Below are 23,735 nucleotides of genomic sequence, written 5' to 3'. Positions count from 1 at the left end.
GCCCGCCAGGCTGCGATATGTGGGTGCTGGCTCTTGCTAGAGCTGCACCGCAAAACAGTCGATCTTCTGCTTTTTCAACGCGCTGCAGGCATTCCAGGCCTGATCTTTCGAGGCGAAACCGCCGAAACGCGCCCGATAGTAGGTGGTGCCCTTGTTGTTAAACTGTTCAATGAACGCGTTGGCGGAAGCGAGGACGTTGTTGGCTTCCTTGCCGGTGCGCACCAAGGCGGCGAAGGCGTCGCTTTGCGATGGAGACGACGCGATCTGAACAACCCAGCCACTACGCTCGGTCGACGCTGTCATGATTGGGTCTACTGTCCCTGTGCCCATGCGCTCTTCCGCGCTTGTCGGCACCGGTACAGAAGCTACGGGGAGTGCCGGTACAGGATTTGAAGTGACGGCAGCAGCAACAGCAGTCGGCATTGGAGCTGATGTTGCAGCCGTTTCCTGTGCGTAGGCAATGATCGGAAGGTCAGCTTCTGGCGCGCGCGGACGGAACGATGGAGTTGGCGCATCGCGCTTCGGCAGCGTGAAAGGCGATGCCGCCGCAGCGACCACTGCCGAGCCTGTATTCAGCTGACGTGCAGCAACCAGATTGCCACCGTCGCGACGCGATGCCTTTGGCAAATGGTCACGAAGCAGGGCTGCCATATGGTCGTCGCGGCTACGCGCCGACTGGCCGCCCATTACAACGGCTACGACGCTGCGCCCGTTATCTTTCACCGATGTGACAAGGTTGAAGCCCGAAGCGCGGATATAGCCGGTTTTGATGCCATCGACGCCCTGAACCCGCCCGAACATCCGGTTGTGGGTGTTGATGCGCTGCTTGCCATAATTGAACGAACGCGTGGAGAAATAGCTGTAGTGGCGCGGAAAATGCTCCCGCAGCGCCACGCCCAGGATCGCCATGTCACGCGCCGTTGTGTATTGCTCCGGATTTGGAAGCCCGTGGGCATTGCGGAACAGTGTATTGGTCATGCCGAGCTGCTTTGCCTTGGCAGTCATCATGCGTGCGAAATTTGCTTCCGAACCGCCGACGAATTCGGCAAGCGCGGTTGAAACGTCATTGGCCGAGCGGGTAACCAAAGCCTTGATCGCCGTGTCAATCGTGATCGAGCCACCGGCGCGCACGCCAAGCTTGGTCGGGGGTTCGCTTGCGGCATTCTTGGAAAATGGCAGCTGGGAATTCGTGGTGAATCGCTTCGCTTCGATGGCTTCGAAAACCATATACAGCGTCATCATCTTGGTCAGGGACGCTGGGTAACGTCGTGCGTTCTCGTTACGGGCAAAAAGGACTTGGCCCGTATTGGCGTCCAGCACATAGGCTGCGTATCGCTCATTTGCCGAGGCCGGCACAGCGACTGACAGCGCAAGCAAAGTGCTGACGACAAGGAGGATGACGATATCGCGGAGGCTCGAGACCTGCGAGGAAATTCCAGCAAACGTCTGACGCACAACCTTACCCTTCGATGCTTTTACTGAGGCTACAAAAGGCACCTGCATCCGATGCCAGCAGACACGATAGCGGTGGACGGGTTACCAATCCGTTTATGGTAACCACCCTGTTCACCATTTCGCTCAAGCTTGTGGAAAGGTTTAAGGATTGCGCAGGCAGATTGCGGGGAGGGTCGATCTTGACATATTGTGCACTGCAACATAAATGTGCCGCAACGCATTTGAACGCAATATGCCCGATCCCAAGGAAGGCACCAGGAATGATGAAGTCATTTGAAGACGTCAGCAATGCTGGCAGTGAATTCATGGACAGCAGCCTCAAGAATCTCGCCTCGCTCTCAAAGGGCTATCAGGTGATCGCGGCTGAAGCGGCCGACTATTCAAGGAAGGCATTTGAGGCTGGCACGGCGACCGCTGAAAAGCTCATTTCTGCCAAGTCGATCGAGAATGCTGTCGAAATCCAGGCTGACTACGCCAAGCAGGCCTATGAGGGCTTTGTCGCTCAGGCCACCAAGATGAGCGAACTTTATGCCGAGATGGCTAAAGAAGCCTACAAGCCATTCGAATCGGCCGTTGCGAAGGCCGGGTAATCGGCTCCGATCTCCATTTTTGATGGCAAATTTGACAGTTGCAGCCCGGACGCATCGTTGCGTCCGGGTTTTTTGTTTATCTGACGTTGCGTCACTTACCTTATCTTCGCCAGTTTCGTGTTTCGTGATTGTCAGCCATATTGTCACGCAACGATAAGGTCTTAAAATTCTCTCTGGAATGCCTACATCTCGTGCCTGTACCGAGTGCGGGCGAATTGAAGTTTGTGGGGAAGCGGCAAGTGAATATGCAAGGCAATGCGGTAAGAATGCAGAGTGACGAAGGTGGCGGCGACGAGCCGGGCCGGGGCACGGCTGTCATCACCCGCACCAAGCCAAAAACGAAAAAACCGTCGCTGTACCGCGTGTTGATCCTAAATGATGACTACACGCCAATGGAATTCGTGGTTCATATTCTGGAGCGTTTTTTCCAGAAGGACCGGGAGGCGGCGACCCGTATCATGCTTCACGTCCATAATTATGGAGTGGGTGAGTGCGGGGTCTACACATACGAAGTTGCCGAAACCAAGGTAACGCAGGTCATGGATTTTGCCCGACAGCACCAACATCCGCTGCAATGCGTGATGGAAAAGAAATGAGGTTCTGAATGCCGGCTTTCTCGCAAGGCCTCGAAAGGGCGCTACACCAGGCACTCACTTTCGCCAATGAGCGTCATCATGAATACGCGACGCTGGAGCATCTTCTGCTCGCCCTGCTGGACGACTCCGATGCTGCTGCCGTTATGCGTGCTTGCAACGTCAACCTGGAAGAACTGAAACAAACGGTCCTCACATACATCGATACCGAACTGGATAATCTGGTGACGGGCTACGATGAGGATTCCAAGCCGACGGCCGGCTTCCAGCGCGTGATTCAACGCGCGGTCATCCACGTCCAGTCATCGGGCCGCGAAGAGGTCTCGGGTGCCAACGTGCTGGTGGCAATCTTTGCCGAGCGCGAGAGCCATGCTGCCTACTTCCTCCAAGAGCAGCAGATGACGCGCTACGACGCGGTCAACTACATCTCGCACGGGATTGCGAAACGTCCTGGCTCGTCCGAAACGCGGTCGCCGCGTGGCGCAGATGATGAGCAGCAGGGCGGTCCTGGTATCAGTGACGGTGAAGATACCGGGAAGAAGAAGCAGCAGGATGCTCTGACTGCCTACTGTGTCAATCTCAACAACAAGGCCAAGGCTGGAAAGATCGATCCGCTGATCGGCCGTGACAGCGAGATCAATCGCACGATCCAGGTCCTTTGCCGTCGTTCCAAGAACAACCCGCTTTATGTGGGCGATCCGGGCGTGGGCAAAACAGCGATTGCCGAGGGCCTCGCGAAGCGCATCGTTGAGGGCGACGTTCCTGAGGTGTTGCTCGACGCCACCATTTTCGCGCTCGACATGGGAACGCTTCTGGCCGGCACTCGCTATCGCGGAGATTTCGAAGAACGTCTGAAGCAGGTCGTCAAGGAACTCGAGGACTATCCTGGAGCCGTTCTGTTCATTGACGAGATTCACACCGTGATCGGTGCTGGCGCGACGTCGGGCGGAGCCATGGATGCTTCGAACCTGCTCAAGCCTGCCCTGTCATCCGGTGCAATCCGTTGCATTGGATCGACGACCTACAAGGAGTTCCGGCAGTTCTTCGAGAAGGACCGGGCGTTGGTTCGTCGCTTCCAGAAGATCGACGTCAACGAGCCGACCATCGATGACGCGATTGCGATCATGAAGGGGCTCAAGCCTTACTTCGAGGAATTCCATAAGGTGAAGTACACCAACGACGCCATCAAGGCGGCGGTAGAACTCTCGTCGCGCTACATCAATGACCGGAAGCTGCCGGACAAGGCTATCGACGTGATTGACGAGAGCGGCGCGTCCCAAATGCTTCTGCCCGAGGGAAAGCGCAAGAAGACGATCACGATCAAGGAGATCGAGGCGACGGTCGCCACGATGGCGCGCATCCCGCCAAAGACAGTTTCGTCGGATGACGAGAAGGTACTGGCCAACCTCGAAGCCGAGCTCAAGCGGGTCGTTTACGGGCAGGATACGGCGATCACGGCGCTTTCGTCGGCGATCAAATTGGCGCGTGCCGGGTTGCGCGAGCCGGACAAGCCAATCGGTTCCTATCTGTTCTCAGGCCCGACGGGCGTCGGAAAGACCGAGGTCGCCAAGCAGCTTGCGGCATCGCTGGGCGTGGAACTCCTGCGCTTCGACATGTCGGAGTACATGGAGCGGCACACGGTATCGCGTCTGATTGGCGCCCCTCCGGGTTATGTCGGGTTCGATCAGGGCGGGCTGCTCACTGACGGTGTCGACCAGCACCCGCATTGCGTGCTCCTGCTCGACGAAATCGAGAAGGCGCATCCGGACCTGTTCAACATCCTGTTGCAGGTGATGGACCATGGCAAGCTGACCGACCACAATGGCAAGCAGATCGATTTCCGTAACGTCATCCTGATCATGACGACCAATGCGGGTGCGGCTGATCTGGCCAAGGCAGCCATCGGGTTTGGCTCGTCCAAGCGTGATCCTGACGACATGGAAGCGATCAACCGGTTGTTCACGCCTGAGTTCCGCAACCGTCTTGATGCGATCATTCCGTTCGGATCGTTGCCGGTCCCGGTGATTCATCAGGTTGTGCAGAAGTTCGTCATGCAGCTGGAAGCGCAGCTCGCTGAACGTCGCGTGACATTCGAACTCAAGCCGGATGCGATCGCCTGGCTGGCCGACAAGGGCTATGACGAGCGCATGGGTGCCCGTCCGCTTTCACGTGTCATCCAAGAGCACATCAAGAAGCCGCTGGCTGATGAAGTGCTGTTCGGCAAGCTGAGGCATGGTGGTACCGTGCGTGTGACGGTTGAGACCAAGGAGACTGGCGATACAGGTCTGAAACTCGAGACGATCGCCGACGAGGCGCCGGTCAAGCCGCGCAAGGAAGAGCCGGAGGACGCGCCGGTAAAGCGCAAGCCGGCGGCGAAAAAGCCTGCTGCAAAAGCCAAAGAGAAGGCGGAGCCGAAGCCCAAAGATCCACCAAAGCGCAGCATCGTTCCGCAGTTGCCGCGCAAGTGATCCGCTGACAGACCCTTCGGCTGTATGAAGACAACGCCGCCTCGAACATTCGGGGCGGCGTTGTTGTTGGGAGGGAATGGATGCTAATCGAACTGTCGCATCCGTCAGCAGGCCATGCTATGCGCGAACTCCCATGATGCAAACCGATCCAGCACCCGTTCATGCACCCTCCGACTATTGGCGCTGGTATCTGCGGGGCGTTGTGGCATCTGCTTCAGTGCCGGGGTTGATCCTGACCAGCGCGTTTATCGGCTTCGGAGGTCTTGCACGCGAAGCTGGCCTGACCCTGCTACAAGCGGTGCTGATGACAGGCATGATCTGGGCGCTTCCGGCGAAAGTCGTGTTGCTCGGTGCGATCATGACTGGCGCGTCGCTTCCCGCCGCTGCCTTTGCCGTAGCCTTGTCGTCGGTTCGGCTCGCGCCGATGGTTGTCGCGTTGGTGCCCGAGATGCGGACAGAAAAGACACGTCCATGGGTGCTGTATCTCCTGTCCCATTTTGTTGCGGTGACGTCCTGGGTGCTGGCGATGGAAAAGCTCCGTCACGTCCCGCGTGACATGCGTACCGCCTATTATGGCGGGTTGGGCGGCACGCTTGTCCTTGTCAACATGATTGTGGTGGCGGTCGTCTACGGAATTGCGGGCAGTCTTCCGCCAGGGATATCGGCGGGCCTGCTTCTGCTGACGCCGATTTACTTCCTGACCTCCCTGTGGGGCTCGTCGCGCGAGAGCGCTAGCCATTTTGCCATGCTGTTCGGCCTGGTACTGGGACCAGTGATGCATGTGATCGCGCCGGGCCTCGATCTGTTGATTGCGGGCGCGCTCGGTGGAGGTGCTGCGTTCCTCATTCATCTGCACAGGCGGGGCAGGGCACGCGCATGACGTTTGATGCGATTGACACCTGGTGGTGGCCCTACCTGTTCATCCTGTTGGCGGGGTGGCTCGCGACAGATATGTGGCGATTTCTCGGCGTCTATCTGGGCGGACGCGTCAGTGAGAAGTCCGAGGCGCTGGTTCTTGTACGAGCGCTGGCAACCGCATTGGTGGCCGCGGTCATCGGCAATCTGATCGTGTTCCCCTCGGGGGCGTTGGCCGATGTGCCGCTGTGGGTGCGCATCTTCTCGGCAGTTGTCGGGTTTGCCGCGTTTCTCGCCATCCGCAAAAGCATTCTTGCAGGAATTGTGGCGGCGGAAGCCGTGCTTCTCACCGCCATCTACCTATTTGGCCAGATGGGCTAGAAATCAGCTGTTGAGCGCGGCGCGGATCTTCTCGGCGTTGGCGGCCAGCACGTCCTGTTCTTCCATCTTGCTGGAGTGAGGCTTCAATTCGACGCCTTCGAACCGCGGGATGACGTGGAAATGGAGGTGAAATACCACCTGCCCACCCGCCGATTCATTGAACTGGTGGACGGAGACGCCATCAGCGGAAAATGCATTTTTGACGGCGATCGCCAGTTTGCGCACGGTGGCGGTCACCGCTGCGAGAGCGGCGGTGTCAACGTCGAGAATGTTGCGCGATGGAGCCTTTGGGATCACCAGGCAGTGGCCTGTCCCGCGGGGCATGATGTCCATGAATGCGAAAGTCGCCTCATCTTCATAGAGCTTGTGAGCCGGAAGTTCGCCACGCAGGATCTTGGCGAAGATATTGTTCGGGTCATAGGCGGCTTGTGTCATGGCGGACCTTTCATGCTTGTGGACATCTGGGGAATACGTGATTGCCCAGTTTCGTCAATAACTACTGGCTCTCGCCTTTGCGAAACGGCGTGTGGTCTGCGAGATAGTCGCCAATCGCCTCGACTTCCTTGCGCTCTGATTGCAGATAGTCCGCGACCGCACGGCGGAGGCCGGGATGAGCGATATAGTGGGCAGAGTGTGTCGTGACCGGTCGATAGCCGCGGGTGAGCTTGTGTTCACCCTGGGCTCCGGCTTCGACGGTCTTCAATCCTTGCGAAATCGCGAAATCGATCGCTTGGTGATAGCAGACTTCGAAATGAAGGAATGGGTGGTCCTCTATACAGCCCCAGTTTCGGCCGTACAGACGCTCCGACCCAATGAAGTTGATTGCCCCGGCAACATAACGACCTGCACGTTTCGCCATCACCAGTAGGATGTCATCTGCCATTCGCTCGCCGATCAGCGAGAAAAACTGCCGGTTCAAGTAGGGGCGGCCCCACTTGCGCCCACCCGTGTCCATGTAGAAAGCGAAGAAGTCGTCCCACACGGCCTCGGTAATCGAAGCGCCGGTCAGCCACTCGATTTCAATGCCATTTGCCAGAGCTTCTCGCCGCTCGCGCTTCAACGCCTTGCGTTTGCGTGAGGCAAGCTCAGCCAGAAAATCATCGTAGCTGGCGTAGCCTTGATTCAGGAAATGAAACTGTTGGTCGGTTCGATGCAGAAATCCTGCAGCTTCCAACGCTCCCATCTCCGCAGACTCGGCAAAAGTGACATGAACCGACGAAGTACCAAGCGTATCGTTGAGCGCCCTGAGCCCCTGCGCAAGTGCGGCCTGAACGGAATCGGTGTTGGAGTCCTCCCGGACAAGCAGTCGCGGGCCTGTCGCTGGAGTGAACGGCACCGCCGCCTGCAGCTTCGGATAGTAAGAGCCACCGGCGCGCTGGAAAGCGTCGGCCCAGCCGTGGTCGAAGACATATTCGCCCTGGCTGTGACTTTTCAGATAGCAAGGTACTGCGCCGATGAGCAGGCCAGTAGAATCCTCGAGCCTCAGATGCTGTCCAAGCCAACCTGTGCGTCGGTCCGCACAGCTGCTTTCTTCAAGTGAAAGAAGAAAATCATAAGATATGAATGGGTTATACACGAAAGATGATGTCGCACGGGAAGTCCCGCCAAGTTGACTCCATTCGCCGCGCGTAAATGCGCCGATGCTTGGGACGACGCGAATGCGAAATTCGCTATCGTCCTGGCGCTTATTGGCCTCAGGGGTTTCGTTCATGTTCCTTAGATACGCCGCCCAAAGGACGTTGCAAGCTTGCTCAGGCCTCAAAACCCTCGAATGTCATCTGGTCGGCATGTTGCGCTGTGACATCGCGTGACCATTGGCTCTGGACCGTCCATGTGATCACCGGCATCGCGAGCTTTTCACGCACGAAGGAGACGAACGGGTTCGGAAGATCCATCACGCCGAAGGAGACGAACGAGATCGGATGCGCAAGCATCGAGAAATGTGCCTCGAGGTCCTTCACCGTGCGTCCGTGCGCGGTAAGGCCAGCGGGGATACCCGGTGCGGCTTTGGCGAAGTCGCGTATCAGCCAGTGGTCGAATGACATGATCGCCGCTTCTCCGCCGTAACCTGCGAGCGTATTTGCAACCTGTCCTACGAGTCCGGCATCCTTTCCTTCGATGCCTTTCAGTTCGATCACCAGCGGAACGCGCCCGCGGACGCGCGCAAGCATTTCGGCCAAAGTCGGCACGTGTTCGGAAGTTCCGCCGACCTTGAGCTGGGCAAGTTCCGCTGCGGTCTTGTCGAAGACGTGCCCAGTCTGCCCGGTCAGGCGCTCTAGCGTATCGTCGTGAAACACGACCGGTACGCCGTCGCGGCTGAGATGGACATCGCATTCGATCGCGTAGTTGCGTTCGATGGCGGCGTCGAAAGCGGCGAGAGTGTTCTCCCAGCGCTCCTTGTTAAGGTCGTGATAGCCACGATGCGCGATGGGCCTGCGCACGAGCCAGGAGATATCACTCATCGCAAATCCTACTTCAATTCGACGATTGCTTCGATTTCGACGGCCGCGTTCATCGGCAACATCGCGACGCCGACGGCTGAGCGTGCATGTTTGCCGCGCTCGCCAAGTACTTCCGCGAGGAAATCTGACGCGCCGTTGGCTACGATATGCTGCTCGGCAAAGCCGGGTGCGGAAGCGACGAAGACCGTGATCTTCACCAGTCGTGCGATTCGCTCCAGATCACCTGTCGCTGCCTGGATTTGCGCCAGGATGTTGATTGCACAGAGTTTCGCTGCCTTCTTGCCGGCTTCTACGTCGAGATGCGTGCCCAGGAGGCCGACGGCCTCAAGCTTTCCGTTGGCGAGAGGCAGCTGGCCAGCCGTCAGCAGAAGATTTCCGGACTGGGCGAATGGAACATAGTTCGCGGCAGGCGCTGCCGCTGCCGGGATTGTCACACCAAGGTCGTTCAGGCGTTTTTCGATTGTATCGCTCATTGTCTTGTCCCTATGCTTGCCGGCGAGTGAGTGCCGCAATTATACGTGCGCCTCGCTTCTGCCACGAATAACCTTTGTGGTGAACATCAAGATTGCGGCTTGGTCCGCGCCTGGGAGTTTTGTCCATGCGCTTAACGCGCCTTGCTTCGTCTTTTGTGTTTGTCATGTTCGGTGCTGCGGTTGCTCCGGTCGCTGCCGCTCCGCTTCTTCTGCCGCACCGCGCGGTCTATGATCTCAAGCTTGACGAATCGTCCGATCGCTCGGGAATTACTGGCATCACTGGCCGCATGGTCTATGAGTTCAACGGGTCTGCCTGCGATGGCTACACGGTCACATTTCGTTTTATGACGCGGATCGACACCGACGAGATTTCCAGGATCACCGATCAGCAAACGACCACCTTTGAAGAGGGGGACGGTTCCAGTTTTTCTTTCGTCACCCGCTCTTTCATCGATCAGGAGATAGATAAGGAGCTTAAAGGGAACGCGCGAATCGTAGACGGCAAGACCGATGTCATGTTGGAAAAGCCGGAAAAGAGAGAGTTGAGCCTCGCGAAGACGCAATTTCCGACGCAGCACATGATCGAATTGCTCGATAAAGCGGTTCAGGGCGACACTTTCTACGAAACGTCCTTATTTGACGGCTCCGAAGATGCTGATAAGGTCATGACGACGACAGTGGTGATCGGCAAGAAGGCAGCGGCCGACAAGGGCGATAGCGAGCTCAAGGCCATCGAAACGCTGAAAGAAGCAGTGTTTTGGCCAGTCGATGTTGCTTATTTCGATCTCGAAGACGGCGACGAGGAGCCGACCTACCGGATCAGCTTCAAACTGCATGAGAGCGGTGTGACACGCGATCTCGTGATGGATTACGGTGAGTTCTCGATGACCGGTACTTTGGTCGATCTATCGCTTTTCGATACTGCGACGACCTGTTCACGCTAATATCCGACGCTTTTAGGGTCGGCCATGTTGCTTTCCGCGAGCGCGCCAGCTATATGCGCGACCATTCCACACGCGGACTTGGGTGCCTGACCGGGAGAAATCCGGCAGAAACCTCCGGTGGCAGCAAGGGCGATGCTCGATCTGTCAATGGTCCGCGGAGGCTAACCGGAAAGAGGACCATACATCATGGCATTGCCTGATTTCAGCATGCGCCAGCTTCTCGAAGCTGGCATTCACTTCGGCCACCAGACCCACCGCTGGAACCCGAAGATGGCGCCTTACATCTTTGGCGCACGCAACAACATTCACATCATCGACCTGTCGCAGACCGTTCCGCTGCTGCACCAGGCTCTGAAGCTGGTTTCCGACACCGTGGCCCGTGGCGGTCGCGTTCTGTTCGTTGGCACCAAGCGCCAGGCTTCGGACATCGTTGCGGATGCTGCTGCACGTTCGGCGCAGTACTATGTCAATTCGCGTTGGCTCGGCGGCATGCTGACCAACTGGAAGACGATCTCGAATTCGATCCAGCGTCTGCGCAAGCTTGACGAACTGCTCGCTTCTGAAGCTCAGGGCTTCACCAAGAAGGAGCGTCTGAACCTCGAGCGCGAGCGCGAGAAGCTCAACAAGGCTCTCGGCGGCATCAAGGACATGGGCTCGACGCCTGACCTGATGTTCGTCATCGACACCAACAAGGAGTCGATCGCTATTCAGGAAGCCAAGCGTCTGGGCATCCCGGTTGTGGCCGTGATCGACTCGAACTGCGATCCAGATAGCGTTGACTACCCGATCCCGGGCAACGACGACGCGGCTCGCGCAATCCAGCTCTACTGCGACCTGATCTCGCGTGCGGCCATTGATGGTATCGCGCGTCAGCAGGGTGCTCTGGGCGTTGACATCGGCGAGTCGGTTGAAGCGCCAGTCGAGCCGATGCTCGAAGAAGGCAACAAGGACGCCTGATCCTGCCGGACCGCTTACAAGGCGGTCACACAAGTGAATGAGTGGCAGGCGCACCTGGATAAACCCACGGTGCGCCGTGCTATTTTAGATCGATCCGAAAATTGAAGAGGCGACAATGAGCATTTCCGCTGCACAGGTGAAACAGCTCCGCGAAATGACCGGCGCGGGCATGATGGACTGCAAGGCAGCCCTGGCCGAGACCAACGGTGACATGGAAGCTGCTGTTGACTGGCTGCGCACCAAGGGTATCGCCAAGGCCGACAAGAAGGCTGGCCGTACTGCTGCTGAGGGCCTGATCGGCGTTGCATCCGACGCAAACGGTGCCGTCGTTGTCGAGCTGAACTCGGAGACCGACTTCGTTGCGCGCAACGAAGCGTTCCAGGACATCGTTCGCACCACCGCAACGGTCGCGCTTTCGACCGACGGCACGGTTGACGCTGTCGGCGCTGCTGCGTACCCGGATGCAGGCAAGAACGTCGTTGACGTGATCAAGGACGCTGTCGGTACCATCGGCGAGAACATGAACCTGCGCCGTTCGGCAAAGCTGTCGGGCACTGTCGCAACCTACATCCACAACCAGGTAGCTGACGGCCTCGGCAAGCTCGGTGTTCTGGTTGGCATCGAGACCACCGGCAATGCCGACGCAGCACGCGCGTTTGCGCGCCAGGTTGCCATGCACGTTGCAGCGATCAACCCTCTGGCTCTGACGGCCGAAGAAGTCGATCCGGCTGCAGTCGAGCGCGAGAAGGACATCTTCGTTGCTCAGGCACGCGAATCGGGCAAGCCGGACAACATCATCGAGAAGATGGTGGAAGGCCGCCTGCGCAAGTTCTACGAAGAAGTCGTGCTGCTGAAGCAGGGCTTCGTTCTCAATCCTGATCTGACCGTTGAGCAGGCGTTGAAGGCTGCTGAGCAGGAAATCGGCGCGCCGGCGAAGCTCACCGGCTTTGTTCGCTTCGCTCTCGGTGAGGGCGTCGAGAAGGAAGAGACCGACTTCGCAGCAGAGGTTGCAGCAGCTGCCAAAGGCTGATTGCCTTTAAGCCTGTAGACTTTGGAGGGCGTCGCGTGACATCGCGGCGCCCTTCGTGTATCCGGCAACAGAATTATCTGCCAGCGAGGACCCCATGACGCAGCATCCCGCCTATCGCCGTGTTCTGTTGAAAGCCTCTGGCGAGGCGTTGATGGGTGATCAGGGTTTCGGGATCGATGTTTCCGTGGTCGATCGCATCGCGTCCGACGTCAAGGAAGCGCGCGAGATGGGCGTTGAAGTCGGCGTCGTGATTGGCGGCGGCAACATCTTTCGCGGCGTGGCGGTCGCGTCCAAGGGCGGAGATCGCGTCACCGGCGATCACATGGGAATGTTGGCAACTGTCATCAATTCACTCGCCTTGCGGACGTCTCTGATCAAGGCGGGCGTCGACGCAGTTGTCCTGTCCGCGATCGCAATGCCGGAACTGTGCGAAAGCTTCTCTCAGCGTCAGGCGACTGCCTATATGAACGAAGGCAAGGTTGTCATTTTCGCTGGAGGGACGGGAAATCCGTTCTTCACCACTGATTCCGCAGCGGCGTTGCGCGCGGCCGAGATTGGTGCAGACGCGCTTTTCAAGGGCACGCAGGTCGATGGCGTCTACTCAGCGGATCCGAAGAAGGATCCGACCGCAAAGCGATATGACCGCATTACGCACTCCGAAGTGCTCAAAGAAGGCCTGTCGATCATGGACACGGCAGCAATTGCACTTGCACGGGAGAACAACATTCCGATAATCGTTTACTCGATTCACGAAACTGGCGGCTTTGGCGCCATTCTCAGAGGTGAGGGCCGGTGCACTGTTGTCAGCGACAACGAATAATCAGCGCCCCCCCGAAATTAGCGAAGACTAGCAGCGGCGCCCTGGCCGCGGAGGATTGATATGACCGACGGAGTCGATTTCTCTGATATTCAGCGCCGCATGGATGGCGCGATCAACGCGTTCAAGCACGATCTCGCATCGCTGCGCACCGGCCGCGCTTCTGCCAACTTGCTCGACCCGATTCAGGTTCAGGCTTACGGTTCGGCGATGCCAATTACGCAGGTGGCCACGGTGTCTGTTCCCGAGCCGCGCATGATCTCGGTGTCCGTTTGGGACAAGCAGATGGTTGGTGCAGTCGATCGTGCCATTCGCGAATCCAATCTTGGTTTCAACCCGATCGTCGATGGCACCAATTTGCGCATTCCGCTGCCGGAACTCAACGAGCAGCGCCGTAAGGAACTGGTCAAGATTGCGCATCAGTATTGCGAGAACGCCAAGGTTGCAGTTCGTCACGTTCGTCGCGACGCGATGGAAGTTGCGAAGAAGGCAGAGAAGGATGGCACCATCAGCCAGGACGATGCCCGTGTTCAGTCCGACCGCGTGCAGAAGATGACAGACGAAACGATCTCTTCTGTCGACAGCTTGCTGGCTGACAAGGAAGCGGAGATCATGCAGGTCTGATCAGCGTGGCCAATGCCACCGTGGGCGTCCTGAAAGGAACCGGATCTTGAAGGCTTCGCATGTCGCGATCATCATGGACGGCAATGGCCGATGGGCGAAAGCCCGTGGCCTGCCGCGTACGGCTGGCCATCGGGCAGGCGTGGAGGCATTGCGCCGGACGGTGCGTGCGGCTGGCGACCTTGGTATCGAGTGGCTGACTGTCTACGCATTCTCGTCCGAAAACTGGTCTCGACCAAAGGCCGAGGTGAGCGACCTGATGGGGCTGCTCAAGCTGTTCATCCGACGCGATCTTGCCGATTTGCACCGTGCAGGCGTGCGGGTTCATATGATCGGCGAGCGCGATAGCCTGTCGCCGGACATTCGCGGTCTCATCGATGAGGCAGAATCGCTGACGGCGGCGAATACGCAGATGAACCTCGTCATTGCGTTCAACTATGGCGCGCGAGACGAGATCGCGCGTGCAGCACAGGCAATTGCAGAAGCTGCGGTCGCCGGCACGCTGGATCCGTCAGAAATTACGCCGGAGCGCTTTCGCGAATACCTCGATACCAGATCGATTCCTGATCCGGATCTGGTCATCAGGACGAGTGGTGAGCTCCGGTTGTCCAACTTCCTTCTGTGGCAGGTTGCCTATAGCGAGATGGTGTTCATGCCGTGCTACTGGCCCGATTTCGGGCATGCGGAACTGCAGCATTGTATCGATAATTACATGGCGCGAGAGCGGCGTTTCGGCGGCGTCGACGTTCGCGACGTGGCGCTATGAGCTCGTCGCAGAAGCCCAGCGCACGTAGCAATCTGCAGTTGCGGGTGATTTCGGGAATAGTCTTGATAGTCGGGGCGCTGACGCTGACCTGGGCCGGTGGCATCTGGTATCGGCTGCTATGCGTCGCCATCGGCGCGGCGGTTCTCTACGAGTGGATCAGCATGACACTGCCCAACGGCAGTCAGCCGGTGCACAGGGTGCTGCTCTCCGTCCTTCTGGGTGCTGTGCTTGTGCTGCTGCTTGTCGGCGCTCCTGCGACGGTCCTGCTGCCGGTGCTTGCCGGTTCGCTCGTGCTGGGAGTGATCCATGCGGTCGTTAGCAAGGCAGGGTTCTGGCCCGTTGCAGGGCTGGCTTACTCTGCGCTCGTCGCCGTGTCGCTGGCGTTGCTGCGCGGCGTCGACCATGCCGGCCTGGTCGTCACGCTATTTCTGTTCGCTGTCGTCTGGTGCACCGACATTTTCGCCTATTTCGTCGGGCGCGCCATTGGCGGACCGAAGCTTGCGCCCTCTATTTCACCTGGAAAAACCTGGAGTGGTGCGGTTGGCGGCACAATATCAGCAGTGATCGCCGGTATTCTGGTGGCGCATTTTGCAGGAATGACGTGGGAGCTTGGAGCGCTCGCGCTGCTGGTCGTTGGACTTTCTGTCATCTCGCAGATTGGCGACCTGTTTGAGTCGAAGTTGAAGCGGCTATGTTCGGTGAAGGATTCCAGCCAGATGATTCCCGGACATGGCGGCGTCATGGACCGTGTCGACGGGCTGGCGACTGCAGCGATGGCGCTTTACATCATAGGGATCTGTTTCGCGACGATCGAGAATCCGGCTGCGGCATTCTTCTGAATGTAGCCTTGAGATAGCACCCGGGTTCATGTGACGAATCTGGTTGATACGGCAAGTGATTGTTTCAAAATCGAAAAATCGCCGTGGTGCGATTGCGACTCGTCAACACGGGCAGTCAAGTCAGCTTCGGACATGGATTTGCCGGTATTGAGATTTTTATGGCCCTTGTGGCGGGGCAAGGCACGAGAGGCATGAGGCGAACTTGAGCGAGTTTCTGACGACCTTCTTCAGTTTCGACAATTTCCTGATCGCCACGATCCTTCCTTTCCTGTTTGTGCTGACAGTTGTCGTCTTCGTGCATGAGATGGGGCACTATCTCGTAGGGCGGTGGTGCGGCATTGGGGTGCGCGAGTTTTCCGTCGGCTTCGGCCCAGAGCTATTTGGTTTCAACGACCGCAGGGGGACGCGCTGGAAGCTGTCTGCGATCCCCCTTGGCGGTTACGTCAAGTTCGTTGGCGATATGGCGGTGACCAGCGATCCGACCTCGCAGGAATCAGCCTCGTTAACCGAGGCGGAACGCAAGACCGCGTTTCATGTCCAGCCGATCTGGAAGCGTGCGGCGACGGTGGTTGCCGGTCCGCTGTTCAATTTTCTTCTGACAATTGCCGTTTTTGCCGTGATGTTTTCGATCTACGGCAGGGCAGTAATTGAGCCTACGGTTGCGGAGACGCGCCCGGGAAGTCCAGCGGAGGCAGCCGGATTCCTGCCCGGAGACCGTTTCGTTTCGGTCGACGGCACGAAGGTGTCAACCTTCGCTGATGTTCAGCGTCTCGTTTCGGGCCGCGCTGGTGACAGTATCGTCTTCGTCATGGCGCGTGGCGACGACAAGGTCACGCTGACAGCTGTGCCGGAGTCAATCGAGCAGACCGACGCGCTTGGCAACACGATGCGTGTTGGCGCAATCGGTGTCGTCAACACGCCCGAATATGCTGAGCGGCGTCACGTCATCTACAATCCTGTGGAGGCAACGGGGCAGGCGATCATCGAAACCGGCCACATCATTGTTCGTACCGGCCAGTTCCTGAAGCGCTTTGCGATGGGGCGCGAAGATCGCTGTCAGTTGGGTGGTCCTGTACGGATCGCCGACATGGCCGGGAAGGCAGCGGCGATGGGGTTCGAGTGGCTCGTGCAGCTTGTCGCGATGCTGTCGGTCGGCATCGGTATCTTGAACCTCTTGCCGATTCCGCCGCTGGATGGCGGTCATCTGATGTTTTACGGCGCAGAGGCGGTGATGCGGCGGCCTGTCTCGGAACGTGTTATGGAGATGGTCTATCGAGTCGGTATGTTCGCGGTGTTGTCGTTCATGCTGTTTGTGTTCTGGAACGATCTGTTCGGATGTTGAGATATGAACACGAGGGGTTTGAGGAACTCGCTGTTGACAGCTCGTTTACCATGAGGGTCATTTGCCGTGACGCGAAAGCCACGTTCACGGATTTAGTAAACGCATATTAACCCGAACCCTTGCGTGTATGGAAAATACGGGTAATAGGGTAGCAGACTTCATCGCGATGTCCGATCTTCTCGCCGTGGGGACTACGAGAATAAAAGGTTTCAAGGCCCAATGAAGGCAAAATCCAGTTTGTTGAGCGCCGTTTCGGCGATGGCCCTTTCGGCCGGTGTCATTTTCTCAGGCGCAGGCGTGGTGCAGCTTGCTGCCGTCACCGTTGCTGAAGCAGCCGTCGTGAACCGCATCGAAGTTCGCGGGAACACGCGTGTCGATGCGGAAACGGTTCGCAATTACGTCGATATCCGTCCCGGTCGCAACTTCGGTCCAGCCGATGTGGATGCGGCGGTCAAGCGCCTGTTCGCTACCGGTATGTTCTCGGATGTTCGGATCAGTCAGTCCGGATCGACCTTGGTTGTGACCGTCGATGAGCAGGCGATCGTCAATCAGGTGCTCTTCCAGGGCAACAAGAAGATCAAGGACGCGGATCTGACCCGTCAGGTGCAGCTCCAGCCGCGCGGAGCCTATTCCAGCGCAGTGATGGAAGCTGACGTTCAGACGATCAAGCAGGCTTATGCCCGCATTGGACGCGATGACGCTTCAGTGAGCGCGCAGATCGTTGATCTGGGCCAGAACCGCGTCAACGTTGTCTATACGATCGCTGAAGGTGATCGCACCAAGATCGCGTCGATCGCTTTCGAAGGTAACACTGCATTCTCTGATTCGCGCTTGCGCGACGTCATCGTCACGAAGCAGTCGAATCTCCTGTCGTGGCTGACGCGCAATGACGTTTACGATCAGGATAAGCTGCAGGCTGACGAAGAAGCCCTGCGCCGTTTCTATTACAATCGCGGTTATGCCGATTTCCGGGTGATTTCGTCTGCCGGTCAGTTTGACGAGGCCAAGAACTCGTACACCGTCCAGTTTGTTGTTGAAGAAGGTCAGCGCTACAAGTTTGGCGACATCAGCATCGACAGCTCCATTGACGGTCTGACGGACGATCAGCTGCGTGCGCAGCTCGAAACCAAGTCCGGTTCATATTATAGCGCGCAGGATGTTGAGAAGACGCTTGTCGCCTTGTCGGAGCGCGTTGCTGATCTCGGCTATGCGTTTGCGCAGGTCACGCCGCGTGGCGATCGTAATTTCGAGAACCAGACGATCTCGGTTGCCTACACGATCGATCAGGGCGCTCGCGCCTATGTCGAGCGGATCGAGATTCGCGGCAACTCGCGTACCCGTGACTATGTGATCCGTCGTGAGTTTGATCTGAGCGAGGGCGATGCCTTCAATCAGGTGCTGATCAGCCGGGCCAAGCGCCGCCTTGAGCAGCTGGACTTCTTCTCGAGCGTCAATATTTCGACCGCTCCGGGTTCGGAGCCGGATCAGGTGATCCTGGTCGTCGACGTTGTCGAGAAGTCGACTGGTGAACTCTCCATCGGCGGTGGCTACTCCACCGGCAGCGGTCCAAGCGGCGGCTTTGTGGTTGAAGGTTCGGTTGCCGAGCGCAACTTCCTTGGTCGCGGCCAGTCGATCCGCCTTGCAGTCGGCGGTGGCCAAACCTCGCGTGACTATACGCTGTCGTTTACCGAGCCTTATTTCCTCGGGCGCCGTATCAGCGCTGGCTTCGATATCTTCCGCAACACGCGCGAGTACGACAAGTACACGTCGGAGTTGACGGGTGGAACGATCCGTTTTGGTCTCCCAATCACGCAGACTCTCTCGACGCAGATTGCCTATAATCTGCAGCAGGAGAACTACGGCTACAACAGCAAGTGTTTGACTGCTGATGTCTATGACCTGACCAAGTGCGATCCGATCTCGAGCTATCTCAGCAATGTGATCCCGAGCAGCTGGGTGAAGTCTTCGGTGAGTGGATCTCTGATCTACAACACGATTGACAGCATGCAGAGCCCGCGGAATGGCACTTATGCTAACCTGACCGCTGAAGTTGCAGGTCTTGGCGGTGATGCGCAGTGGGTGAAGTTTACCGGTCGCGGTACGCACTACCAGCCGCTGGCTGACGAGATCGACCTTGTCGGCTTGGTCTCGCTTGGCGGTGGTCACATTCAGAAGTTTGGCAATAGCAATCTTCGTGTGTTCGATCACTTCCAGAGCAACGAGCGCATGATCCGTGGTTTCCGTTACAATGGTATCGGTCCGCGTGACGGGGTAACTGGTGATCACCTCGGTGGCACGACCTACTTCAATGCGACAGCTGAAATGCAGTTCCCGCTGCCGCTGATTTCGGAGAGCATTGGTCTGCGTGGTGCAGTGTTCGCCGATGCAGCAACGCTCTACGGAACCGATCTGGTTGGTGGCGGTATCACGGGTGATGCGATGAAGTGGCGTGCGTCGGTTGGTGTCGGTCTCACCTGGGCATCGCCTTTCGGTCCGCTCCGCATCGACTACGCTGTTCCTGTGATGCAGGAAACCGGCGACCGGGTCCAAAACTTCAACTTCGGTATTTCGACCCGCTTCTGATTTAGCTGCGCCCTTCGGGGCGCAGTTGCTTTATGCTGTGATGTTCGGGCAACGAGCCGTCTGAAGCTGTTGATTTGGCTTGACGGTTCGTCGGTCCATCTGGGAAATGGCTTTCAGTTTCCCGGTGTCCGGAAGAGAAGGCTCGAATGACCGATCCGGTATTTTTTCATCCGTCGCGCCGTTTTACCGCCGACGAGGTGGCAACGCTGACAGGCGCAGAGTTGCGCACCGTGCAGTTGGGCTCCCTGGAAATCCATACGCTCGCATCCATCGAAACCGGGGGCGAGGGTGCTCTCGTGTTTGCCGAAGGCAAGCGCAACGCATCTCGACTGGCGGCAGTGCGGGCGTCGGTGGTGCTTTGCTCTGAAGAGTTGGCCGCATCCGTACCTGATGGGATCGCGGTTCTGGTTTCGCCTCGTCCGCATGCCGATTTCGCCACGATTGGCCGTATGCTGTTTCCGACTGCTACCCGTCCCGAGCCCCTGACTGGTGAGACCGGGGTTTCACCGCTCGCCCATGTACATGCAAGCGCGAATATCGAAGACGGCGCGGTCATCGAGCCGGGTGCGATCATTGGCGCAAATGCAGAGATTGGCAGCGGCACCATCATCGCGCCAAACGTCGTTGTTGGCCCATCCACGCGCATTGGGCGCGATTGCTATGTCGGCGCAGGCGCGACGGTCGTCAACGCGCTGATCGGCAACCGCGTGATTCTCCACACTGGCGTTCGCGTTGGTCAGGACGGGTTCGGCTATGTTCCGGGTCGCAAAGGGCCGGAAAAAGTTCCGCAGATCGGCCGCGTGATCATTCAGGACGATGTCGAAATCGGCGCGAACACGACCGTCGATCGCGGTGCGCTCGGGGATACCGTTATCGGAGAAGGCTGCAAGATCGATAATCTGGTGCAGATTGCTCACAACGTGAAGATGGGGCGCGCCTGTATCATCGCAGGTCATTGTGGCCTGTCCGGCTCGGTGACGCTTGGCGACGGGGTAATGCTCGGTGGCCGTGCCGGGCTTGCCGACCATCTGTCCGTCGGGGATGGCGCGCAGGTCGCTGCCGGCAGTGGCGTGATGAATGATATTCCTGCGGGTGCGCGTTGGGGTGGTTTTCCTGCGCAACCATTGAAGGACGCAATGCGGGAGTTTGCAATCCTGCGCGCGTTCGTTCGCAGCAAGACAGAGAAGAAGGAAAAATCGAATGGCTGAAAGCGCGCCGTCAACGCTCGAAACCCTCGACATCCAGAAGATCATGCATCTTCTGCCGCATCGCTATCCGTTTTTGCTGGTTGATCGCATTGTCGAGATCGACGGCGACAATTCTGCGGTGGGCATCAAGAACGTCACGGTCAACGAGCCGCATTTCCAGGGTCATTTTCCATCCCACCCAGTCATGCCGGGTGTGTTGATCGTTGAGGCAATGGCCCAGACAGCTGGGGCAATCTGCATCCGTTCGACGGGCGAGGACACCCCTTCGCTGGTCTACTTCATGACCGTCGATGGTGCAAAGTTCCGCCGTCCGGTGGTTCCAGGTGACCAACTCAAGATACATGTCCGCAAGCTCAAGCAGCGTGGCAACATCTGGCGTTTTGCCTGTGAGGCGTATGTCGATGGCGCCAAGGCTGCGGAAGCCGAAATTTCCGCGATGATGTCACCAAAGCCAGCTGAGTAGCTTATGGCTGAACCATTGATTCATCCGTCGTCCGTGGTCGAGGATGGCGCCCAGATTGGCGCCGGCGTTCAGATCGGGCCGTTTTGCCATGTCGGGTCCAAGGTTGTGCTGGGCGAGGGTGTGCAGCTTGTCGCCCATGTGTCGATTTCTGGCGAGACGACAATCGGCGCTGGAACCAAGGTTTATCCTTACGCCGCTCTCGGCGGTCCGCCACAGGATCTGAAGCACAAGGATGGCCCCTCGCGTCTCATCATCGGCTCGAATTGCACGATCCGTGAGGGCGTGTCGATGAATTCGGGTACAGACTATGGTCGTCAGGAAACCCGGGTCGGCGACAATTGCTTTTTCCTTGCCTATTCGCATGTCGGCCATGACTGCATCGTCGGCAACAATGTCACGATGACCAATGGTGCGCTGCTGGCTGGTCATTGCGAGATCGGCGACCACGTCATCATTGGCGGCGGTTCTGCGGTGCATCAGTCTACACGTATTGGTCACCGCGCCTTTGTCGGTGGAATGACCGGCGTTACAGGTGATTTGATTCCCTACGGTATGGTGACCGGTAATCGCGCAAGATTGCGTGGGTTCAACATTGTCGGGCTCAAGCGTGCCGGCATGACGCGTAGTGATCTGCAAACGTTGCGTGAGGCCTACCGGCGCATTTTCGAGTCAGGTGGTTCGATCGTCGCCAACGCGGAGGCTTCGCGGGCGGATTTTTCGGACAATATCCCAGCGACAGAAATCATCGACTTCCTGACGAGCGCGGGCAAGCGCCCTCTCATCGTCCCGGCAGGTGGCTCGGCAGGCGATGAAACCGAGTGAATCACTGCCGGTTTCATCGAATACGCCGAGCGGTCGCATCGGCGTCATAGCAGGCGGTGGTGCGCTCGCGCCAGCGGTGGTGCAGACCCTTCTCAAAACTGGTGTGGTTCCGTTCGTCGTCATTGTCGAAGGGGAGGCGCAGGACCACGCCGCGTTTGCAGGCGCCGACTGCGTGGTCATGAAGCTCGAAGAGTTCGGCCTGCTCGTTCCGCGCCTCAAGAGCGCAGGCGTCAAGCGTCTGGTGATGGCCGGCAGCATCATGCGCCGCCCGCGTCTGCGATCCATTCGCTGGGCGGTCTCCACTCTTAAACTCATCCCGCGTGTGGCAGCCGCGATCACGCGTGGCGATGATGGTTTGTTGCGTGGTGTCGTTGAGATCATGGAGTCGAACGGCATCACGGTGGTCGGGTCGCACGAAATAGTCCCTGATATGCTCGCGCCTGTCGGTGTGATGACGGTCGCCCGGCCGACTGCCCAGGACGAATGCGATCTGATGGCCGCCTCAGATGCAGCCATCGCAATCGGAGAGCTGGATATCGGCCAGGGCGCGATTTCCGTTGGCGGTCGCGTCATTGCCTTGGAGGGCATCGAGGGTACTGACGGATTGCTCGAACGCACAGTCGATCTTCGTAGCCACGGTCGAATTGTCGGAAAGATGCGGGGCGTGCTTGTGAAGCGCTGCAAGCCGCAGCAGGAACTGCGCACCGATCTTCCCGCCATCGGACCAGAGACGGTCACGCAAGCCCATGCTGCCGGGTTGGTTGGTATTGGCGTTGACCCGGGTCGGTCGTTCATCCTCGACTTTGAAGAGACCATCGCTCGTGCTGATCAGCTTGGCATCTTCATCATCGGTTTGCCGTCCGACGGTGGCGCAAAATGACACCGCTGCGCGTCGCCATCGTCGCTGGGGAAGAGTCGGGTGATCTTCTTGGTGCCGATCTCGTCGCTGCTCTTGCCAGATTGACCGGGCGCGAAATCGAGATTGTTGGTGTGGGCGGGCGGCACCTTGAAGCATTGGGTCTGACCTCTCTGTTCAACAGTTCGGACATTGCCTTGATGGGCGTGACAGCGATCCTCAAGGATCTGCCCCGATTGGTGAAGCGTATCGGCCAGACGGCTGACGCAGTGGTACGGGCCAACCCCGACTGCCTGATCACCATTGATAGCCCGGATTTCAGCTTGCGTGTCGCCAAGAAGGTGAGGGCCGCTGATCCCGCCATTCCGATTATCCATTATGTTTGCCCGAGCGTGTGGGCCTGGCGTCCAGGTCGCGCCCCGGCCATGCGTCCATATGTGGATCGGATTCTCTGCGTGCTGCCATTCGAGCCGGGTGCGCTTGAAAAGCTCGATGGGCCGACTGGTACCTATGTCGGCCATCGGCTTTCGGCAGATGAAAATGTCGCAGCTGCCGTAGCGCACCAGCTGGAGCGGGCGCATGTGCGTTCGCGCCGCCGAAGCCTTCTCGTGCTGCCCGGATCGCGACGTAGCGAGGTGAAGCGCTTGCTCGATCCGTTCCGGGATGCAGTGAATATCCTGGCCGAGCGAGGCAACGAATTCGATATCACGATCCCGACAGTGCCCCACGTCGCGCCGCTGGTAGATGCCGCCACCGTGGACTGGCCAATCAAGCCGACGATTGTGCATGAACCATCTGAAAAGTGGCGCGCATTCGCAGAGGCTGATGCTGCTCTCGCCGCGTCAGGCACAGTATTGCTGGAACTGGCACTGAGTCGGGTTCCGACAATCTCCTGCTACAAGACCGATCCGCTGATAGGGCCTTTGATGCGCCGAATGGTGACCGTGTGGTCCGCGGCGCTTCCTAACCTGATTGCCGATTGGCCCGTCGTCAGCGAGTATTTCGATGATCTGGTGCGGCCGGCGCACATTGCGCGCATGCTCGAACAGTTGATGGGAGACACGGACCTCCGCGCTTCGCAACTCACCGGCTTTTCCCAAGTCGCGTCGCACATGCAGACATCGCGCCCTCCGGGTGAACTCGCTGCCGAAGCGGTCCTTGCTGAAATCGCGTCGCGGACCTGATTGATCGCTGTGAAACAAAAAAGGAC

The 23,735-nt window shown here is 58.3% G+C and carries 24 protein-coding genes; 19 read left to right on the top strand and 5 right to left on the bottom strand.

The genetic code is table 11. The features are described 5' to 3' along the window. Positions 1–36 precede the first annotated feature (36 nt). A complete protein-coding gene (locus tag BMZ42_RS05330; protein ID WP_244523165.1) occupies positions 37–1,455 on the bottom strand; it encodes a D-alanyl-D-alanine carboxypeptidase in 1,419 nt (472 codons plus the stop codon). 260 nt (positions 1,456–1,715) lie between these two features. Here BMZ42_RS05330 and BMZ42_RS05325 point away from each other — a divergent pair, with 260 nt between their 5' ends. The 5 genes from BMZ42_RS05325 to BMZ42_RS05305 all read left to right on the top strand — a co-directional run bounded on the left by BMZ42_RS05325 (position 1,716) and on the right by BMZ42_RS05305 (position 6,342). Further along, entirely contained in the window at positions 1,716–2,045 is a 330-nt protein-coding gene (locus tag BMZ42_RS05325) for a phasin family protein (RefSeq protein WP_091519553.1), read from the top strand. A gap of 266 nt (positions 2,046–2,311) precedes the next feature. Next, positions 2,312–2,641: an ATP-dependent Clp protease adapter ClpS gene (clpS, locus tag BMZ42_RS05320; RefSeq protein WP_139207864.1), complete on the top strand. Its 330-nt coding sequence runs from the start codon at positions 2,312–2,314 to the stop codon at positions 2,639–2,641. An 8-nt stretch (positions 2,642–2,649) separates the two neighbouring features. Then, a complete protein-coding gene (gene clpA / locus BMZ42_RS05315; protein WP_091519549.1) occupies positions 2,650–5,106 on the top strand; it encodes an ATP-dependent Clp protease ATP-binding subunit ClpA in 2,457 nt (818 codons plus the stop codon). Positions 5,107–5,239: 133 nt separating this feature from the next. Further along, positions 5,240–5,986 carry an AzlC family ABC transporter permease gene (locus BMZ42_RS05310; protein WP_091519546.1) on the top strand — a complete coding sequence of 249 codons (747 nt, stop codon included), beginning with the start codon at positions 5,240–5,242 and terminating at the stop codon, positions 5,984–5,986. After that, on the top strand, positions 5,983–6,342 hold the full coding sequence (locus BMZ42_RS05305; RefSeq protein ID WP_091519545.1) for an AzlD domain-containing protein: 360 nt from the start codon (positions 5,983–5,985) through the stop codon (positions 6,340–6,342). The genes BMZ42_RS05310 and BMZ42_RS05305 overlap by 4 nt, the downstream gene beginning before the upstream one ends. Positions 6,343–6,345: 3 nt before the next feature. Here the strand turns inward: BMZ42_RS05305 and BMZ42_RS05300 are convergent, their stop codons facing one another. From BMZ42_RS05300 to BMZ42_RS05285, 4 genes are all read right to left on the bottom strand, one after another. Beyond that, positions 6,346–6,777 carry an HIT family protein gene (locus BMZ42_RS05300; protein WP_091519542.1) on the bottom strand — a complete coding sequence of 144 codons (432 nt, stop codon included), beginning with the start codon at positions 6,775–6,777 and terminating at the stop codon, positions 6,346–6,348. A gap of 61 nt (positions 6,778–6,838) precedes the next feature. Then, entirely contained in the window at positions 6,839–8,053 is a 1,215-nt protein-coding gene (locus BMZ42_RS05295; protein ID WP_091519540.1) for a GNAT family N-acetyltransferase, read from the bottom strand. 40 nt (positions 8,054–8,093) lie between these two features. Next, positions 8,094–8,804 carry a glycerophosphodiester phosphodiesterase gene (locus BMZ42_RS05290; protein ID WP_091519538.1) on the bottom strand — a complete coding sequence of 237 codons (711 nt, stop codon included), beginning with the start codon at positions 8,802–8,804 and terminating at the stop codon, positions 8,094–8,096. An 8-nt stretch (positions 8,805–8,812) separates the two neighbouring features. Further along, positions 8,813–9,277: a RidA family protein gene (locus BMZ42_RS05285; protein WP_091519535.1), complete on the bottom strand. Its 465-nt coding sequence runs from the start codon at positions 9,275–9,277 to the stop codon at positions 8,813–8,815. A 125-nt stretch (positions 9,278–9,402) separates the two neighbouring features. Here BMZ42_RS05285 and BMZ42_RS05280 point away from each other — a divergent pair, with 125 nt between their 5' ends. The 14 genes from BMZ42_RS05280 to lpxB all read left to right on the top strand — a co-directional run bounded on the left by BMZ42_RS05280 (position 9,403) and on the right by lpxB (position 23,709). Beyond that, positions 9,403–10,221 (top strand): cell envelope integrity EipB family protein, encoded by an 819-nt coding sequence (locus BMZ42_RS05280; RefSeq protein WP_091519533.1) that lies wholly within the window; start codon positions 9,403–9,405, stop codon positions 10,219–10,221. A 186-nt stretch (positions 10,222–10,407) separates the two neighbouring features. Next, complete coding sequence (rpsB, locus tag BMZ42_RS05275) at positions 10,408–11,178, top strand: 30S ribosomal protein S2 (RefSeq protein ID WP_091519530.1); 771 nt, start codon at positions 10,408–10,410, stop codon at positions 11,176–11,178. A gap of 115 nt (positions 11,179–11,293) precedes the next feature. Beyond that, the gene (gene tsf, locus BMZ42_RS05270) at positions 11,294–12,208 is read left to right on the top strand and encodes a translation elongation factor Ts (RefSeq protein WP_091519528.1); all 915 of its coding nucleotides are present in this window, start codon (positions 11,294–11,296) and stop codon (positions 12,206–12,208) included. Positions 12,209–12,302: 94 nt separating this feature from the next. Continuing rightward, positions 12,303–13,028, top strand: coding sequence for a UMP kinase (gene pyrH, locus BMZ42_RS05265; RefSeq protein WP_091519525.1), 726 nt, complete (start codon positions 12,303–12,305; stop codon positions 13,026–13,028). A 60-nt stretch (positions 13,029–13,088) separates the two neighbouring features. After that, positions 13,089–13,649 (top strand): ribosome recycling factor, encoded by a 561-nt coding sequence (gene frr / locus BMZ42_RS05260; RefSeq protein WP_091519523.1) that lies wholly within the window; start codon positions 13,089–13,091, stop codon positions 13,647–13,649. Positions 13,650–13,692: 43 nt separating this feature from the next. Then, positions 13,693–14,412, top strand: coding sequence for an isoprenyl transferase (locus tag BMZ42_RS05255; RefSeq protein WP_091519521.1), 720 nt, complete (start codon positions 13,693–13,695; stop codon positions 14,410–14,412). Continuing rightward, positions 14,409–15,251 carry a phosphatidate cytidylyltransferase gene (locus BMZ42_RS05250; protein WP_091519518.1) on the top strand — a complete coding sequence of 281 codons (843 nt, stop codon included), beginning with the start codon at positions 14,409–14,411 and terminating at the stop codon, positions 15,249–15,251. Before BMZ42_RS05255 ends, BMZ42_RS05250 begins: the two co-directional genes overlap by 4 nt. A gap of 202 nt (positions 15,252–15,453) precedes the next feature. Then, on the top strand, positions 15,454–16,593 hold the full coding sequence (locus tag BMZ42_RS05245; RefSeq protein ID WP_091519516.1) for a M50 family metallopeptidase: 1,140 nt from the start codon (positions 15,454–15,456) through the stop codon (positions 16,591–16,593). 219 nt (positions 16,594–16,812) lie between these two features. Next, entirely contained in the window at positions 16,813–19,176 is a 2,364-nt protein-coding gene (gene bamA / locus BMZ42_RS05240) for an outer membrane protein assembly factor BamA (protein WP_091519513.1), read from the top strand. A gap of 146 nt (positions 19,177–19,322) precedes the next feature. After that, a complete protein-coding gene (lpxD, locus tag BMZ42_RS05235) occupies positions 19,323–20,384 on the top strand; it encodes a UDP-3-O-(3-hydroxymyristoyl)glucosamine N-acyltransferase (protein WP_091519511.1) in 1,062 nt (353 codons plus the stop codon). Further along, positions 20,377–20,847 (top strand): 3-hydroxyacyl-ACP dehydratase FabZ, encoded by a 471-nt coding sequence (gene fabZ, locus BMZ42_RS05230; RefSeq protein ID WP_091519509.1) that lies wholly within the window; start codon positions 20,377–20,379, stop codon positions 20,845–20,847. The genes lpxD and fabZ overlap by 8 nt, the downstream gene beginning before the upstream one ends. 3 nt (positions 20,848–20,850) lie before the next feature. Then, positions 20,851–21,669 carry an acyl-ACP--UDP-N-acetylglucosamine O-acyltransferase gene (gene lpxA, locus BMZ42_RS05225; protein ID WP_091519506.1) on the top strand — a complete coding sequence of 273 codons (819 nt, stop codon included), beginning with the start codon at positions 20,851–20,853 and terminating at the stop codon, positions 21,667–21,669. Then, positions 21,656–22,549, top strand: coding sequence for an LpxI family protein (locus tag BMZ42_RS05220; RefSeq protein WP_091519503.1), 894 nt, complete (start codon positions 21,656–21,658; stop codon positions 22,547–22,549). The genes lpxA and BMZ42_RS05220 overlap by 14 nt, the downstream gene beginning before the upstream one ends. After that, positions 22,546–23,709 carry a lipid-A-disaccharide synthase gene (gene lpxB / locus BMZ42_RS05215; protein WP_091519501.1) on the top strand — a complete coding sequence of 388 codons (1,164 nt, stop codon included), beginning with the start codon at positions 22,546–22,548 and terminating at the stop codon, positions 23,707–23,709. The genes BMZ42_RS05220 and lpxB overlap by 4 nt, the downstream gene beginning before the upstream one ends. Positions 23,710–23,735: the final 26 nt, after the last annotated feature.

Source organism: Aquamicrobium aerolatum DSM 21857 (genome assembly GCF_900113935.1).
Taxonomy (GTDB): Bacteria; Pseudomonadota; Alphaproteobacteria; order Rhizobiales; family Rhizobiaceae; genus Aerobium; species Aerobium aerolatum.
This window is presented reverse-complemented; position numbering and strand designations above follow the sequence as displayed.

What these genes read in the sequence shown, in the direction of transcription:
- pyrH (WP_091519525.1), top strand. Translation starts at nt 12,303, where the DNA reads ATGACGCAGCATCCCGCCTATCGCCGTGTTCTGTTGAAAGCCTCTGGC.
- rpsB (WP_091519530.1), top strand. Translation starts at nt 10,408, where the DNA reads ATGGCATTGCCTGATTTCAGCATGCGCCAGCTTCTCGAAGCTGGCATT.
- BMZ42_RS05300 (WP_091519542.1), bottom strand. Translation starts at nt 6,777, where the DNA reads ATGACACAAGCCGCCTATGACCCGAACAATATCTTCGCCAAGATCCTG.
- BMZ42_RS05285 (WP_091519535.1), bottom strand. Translation starts at nt 9,277, where the DNA reads ATGAGCGATACAATCGAAAAACGCCTGAACGACCTTGGTGTGACAATC.
- frr (WP_091519523.1), top strand. Translation starts at nt 13,089, where the DNA reads ATGACCGACGGAGTCGATTTCTCTGATATTCAGCGCCGCATGGATGGC.
- lpxD (WP_091519511.1), top strand. Translation starts at nt 19,323, where the DNA reads ATGACCGATCCGGTATTTTTTCATCCGTCGCGCCGTTTTACCGCCGAC.
- BMZ42_RS05290 (WP_091519538.1), bottom strand. Translation starts at nt 8,804, where the DNA reads ATGAGTGATATCTCCTGGCTCGTGCGCAGGCCCATCGCGCATCGTGGC.
- BMZ42_RS05295 (WP_091519540.1), bottom strand. Translation starts at nt 8,053, where the DNA reads ATGAACGAAACCCCTGAGGCCAATAAGCGCCAGGACGATAGCGAATTT.
- clpA (WP_091519549.1), top strand. Translation starts at nt 2,650, where the DNA reads ATGCCGGCTTTCTCGCAAGGCCTCGAAAGGGCGCTACACCAGGCACTC.
- clpS (WP_139207864.1), top strand. Translation starts at nt 2,312, where the DNA reads ATGCAGAGTGACGAAGGTGGCGGCGACGAGCCGGGCCGGGGCACGGCT.
- BMZ42_RS05280 (WP_091519533.1), top strand. Translation starts at nt 9,403, where the DNA reads ATGCGCTTAACGCGCCTTGCTTCGTCTTTTGTGTTTGTCATGTTCGGT.
- lpxA (WP_091519506.1), top strand. Translation starts at nt 20,851, where the DNA reads ATGGCTGAACCATTGATTCATCCGTCGTCCGTGGTCGAGGATGGCGCC.
- fabZ (WP_091519509.1), top strand. Translation starts at nt 20,377, where the DNA reads ATGGCTGAAAGCGCGCCGTCAACGCTCGAAACCCTCGACATCCAGAAG.
- tsf (WP_091519528.1), top strand. Translation starts at nt 11,294, where the DNA reads ATGAGCATTTCCGCTGCACAGGTGAAACAGCTCCGCGAAATGACCGGC.
- bamA (WP_091519513.1), top strand. Translation starts at nt 16,813, where the DNA reads ATGAAGGCAAAATCCAGTTTGTTGAGCGCCGTTTCGGCGATGGCCCTT.
- BMZ42_RS05250 (WP_091519518.1), top strand. Translation starts at nt 14,409, where the DNA reads ATGAGCTCGTCGCAGAAGCCCAGCGCACGTAGCAATCTGCAGTTGCGG.
- lpxB (WP_091519501.1), top strand. Translation starts at nt 22,546, where the DNA reads ATGACACCGCTGCGCGTCGCCATCGTCGCTGGGGAAGAGTCGGGTGAT.
- BMZ42_RS05305 (WP_091519545.1), top strand. Translation starts at nt 5,983, where the DNA reads ATGACGTTTGATGCGATTGACACCTGGTGGTGGCCCTACCTGTTCATC.
- BMZ42_RS05220 (WP_091519503.1), top strand. Translation starts at nt 21,656, where the DNA reads ATGAAACCGAGTGAATCACTGCCGGTTTCATCGAATACGCCGAGCGGT.
- BMZ42_RS05310 (WP_091519546.1), top strand. Translation starts at nt 5,240, where the DNA reads ATGATGCAAACCGATCCAGCACCCGTTCATGCACCCTCCGACTATTGG.
- BMZ42_RS05325 (WP_091519553.1), top strand. Translation starts at nt 1,716, where the DNA reads ATGATGAAGTCATTTGAAGACGTCAGCAATGCTGGCAGTGAATTCATG.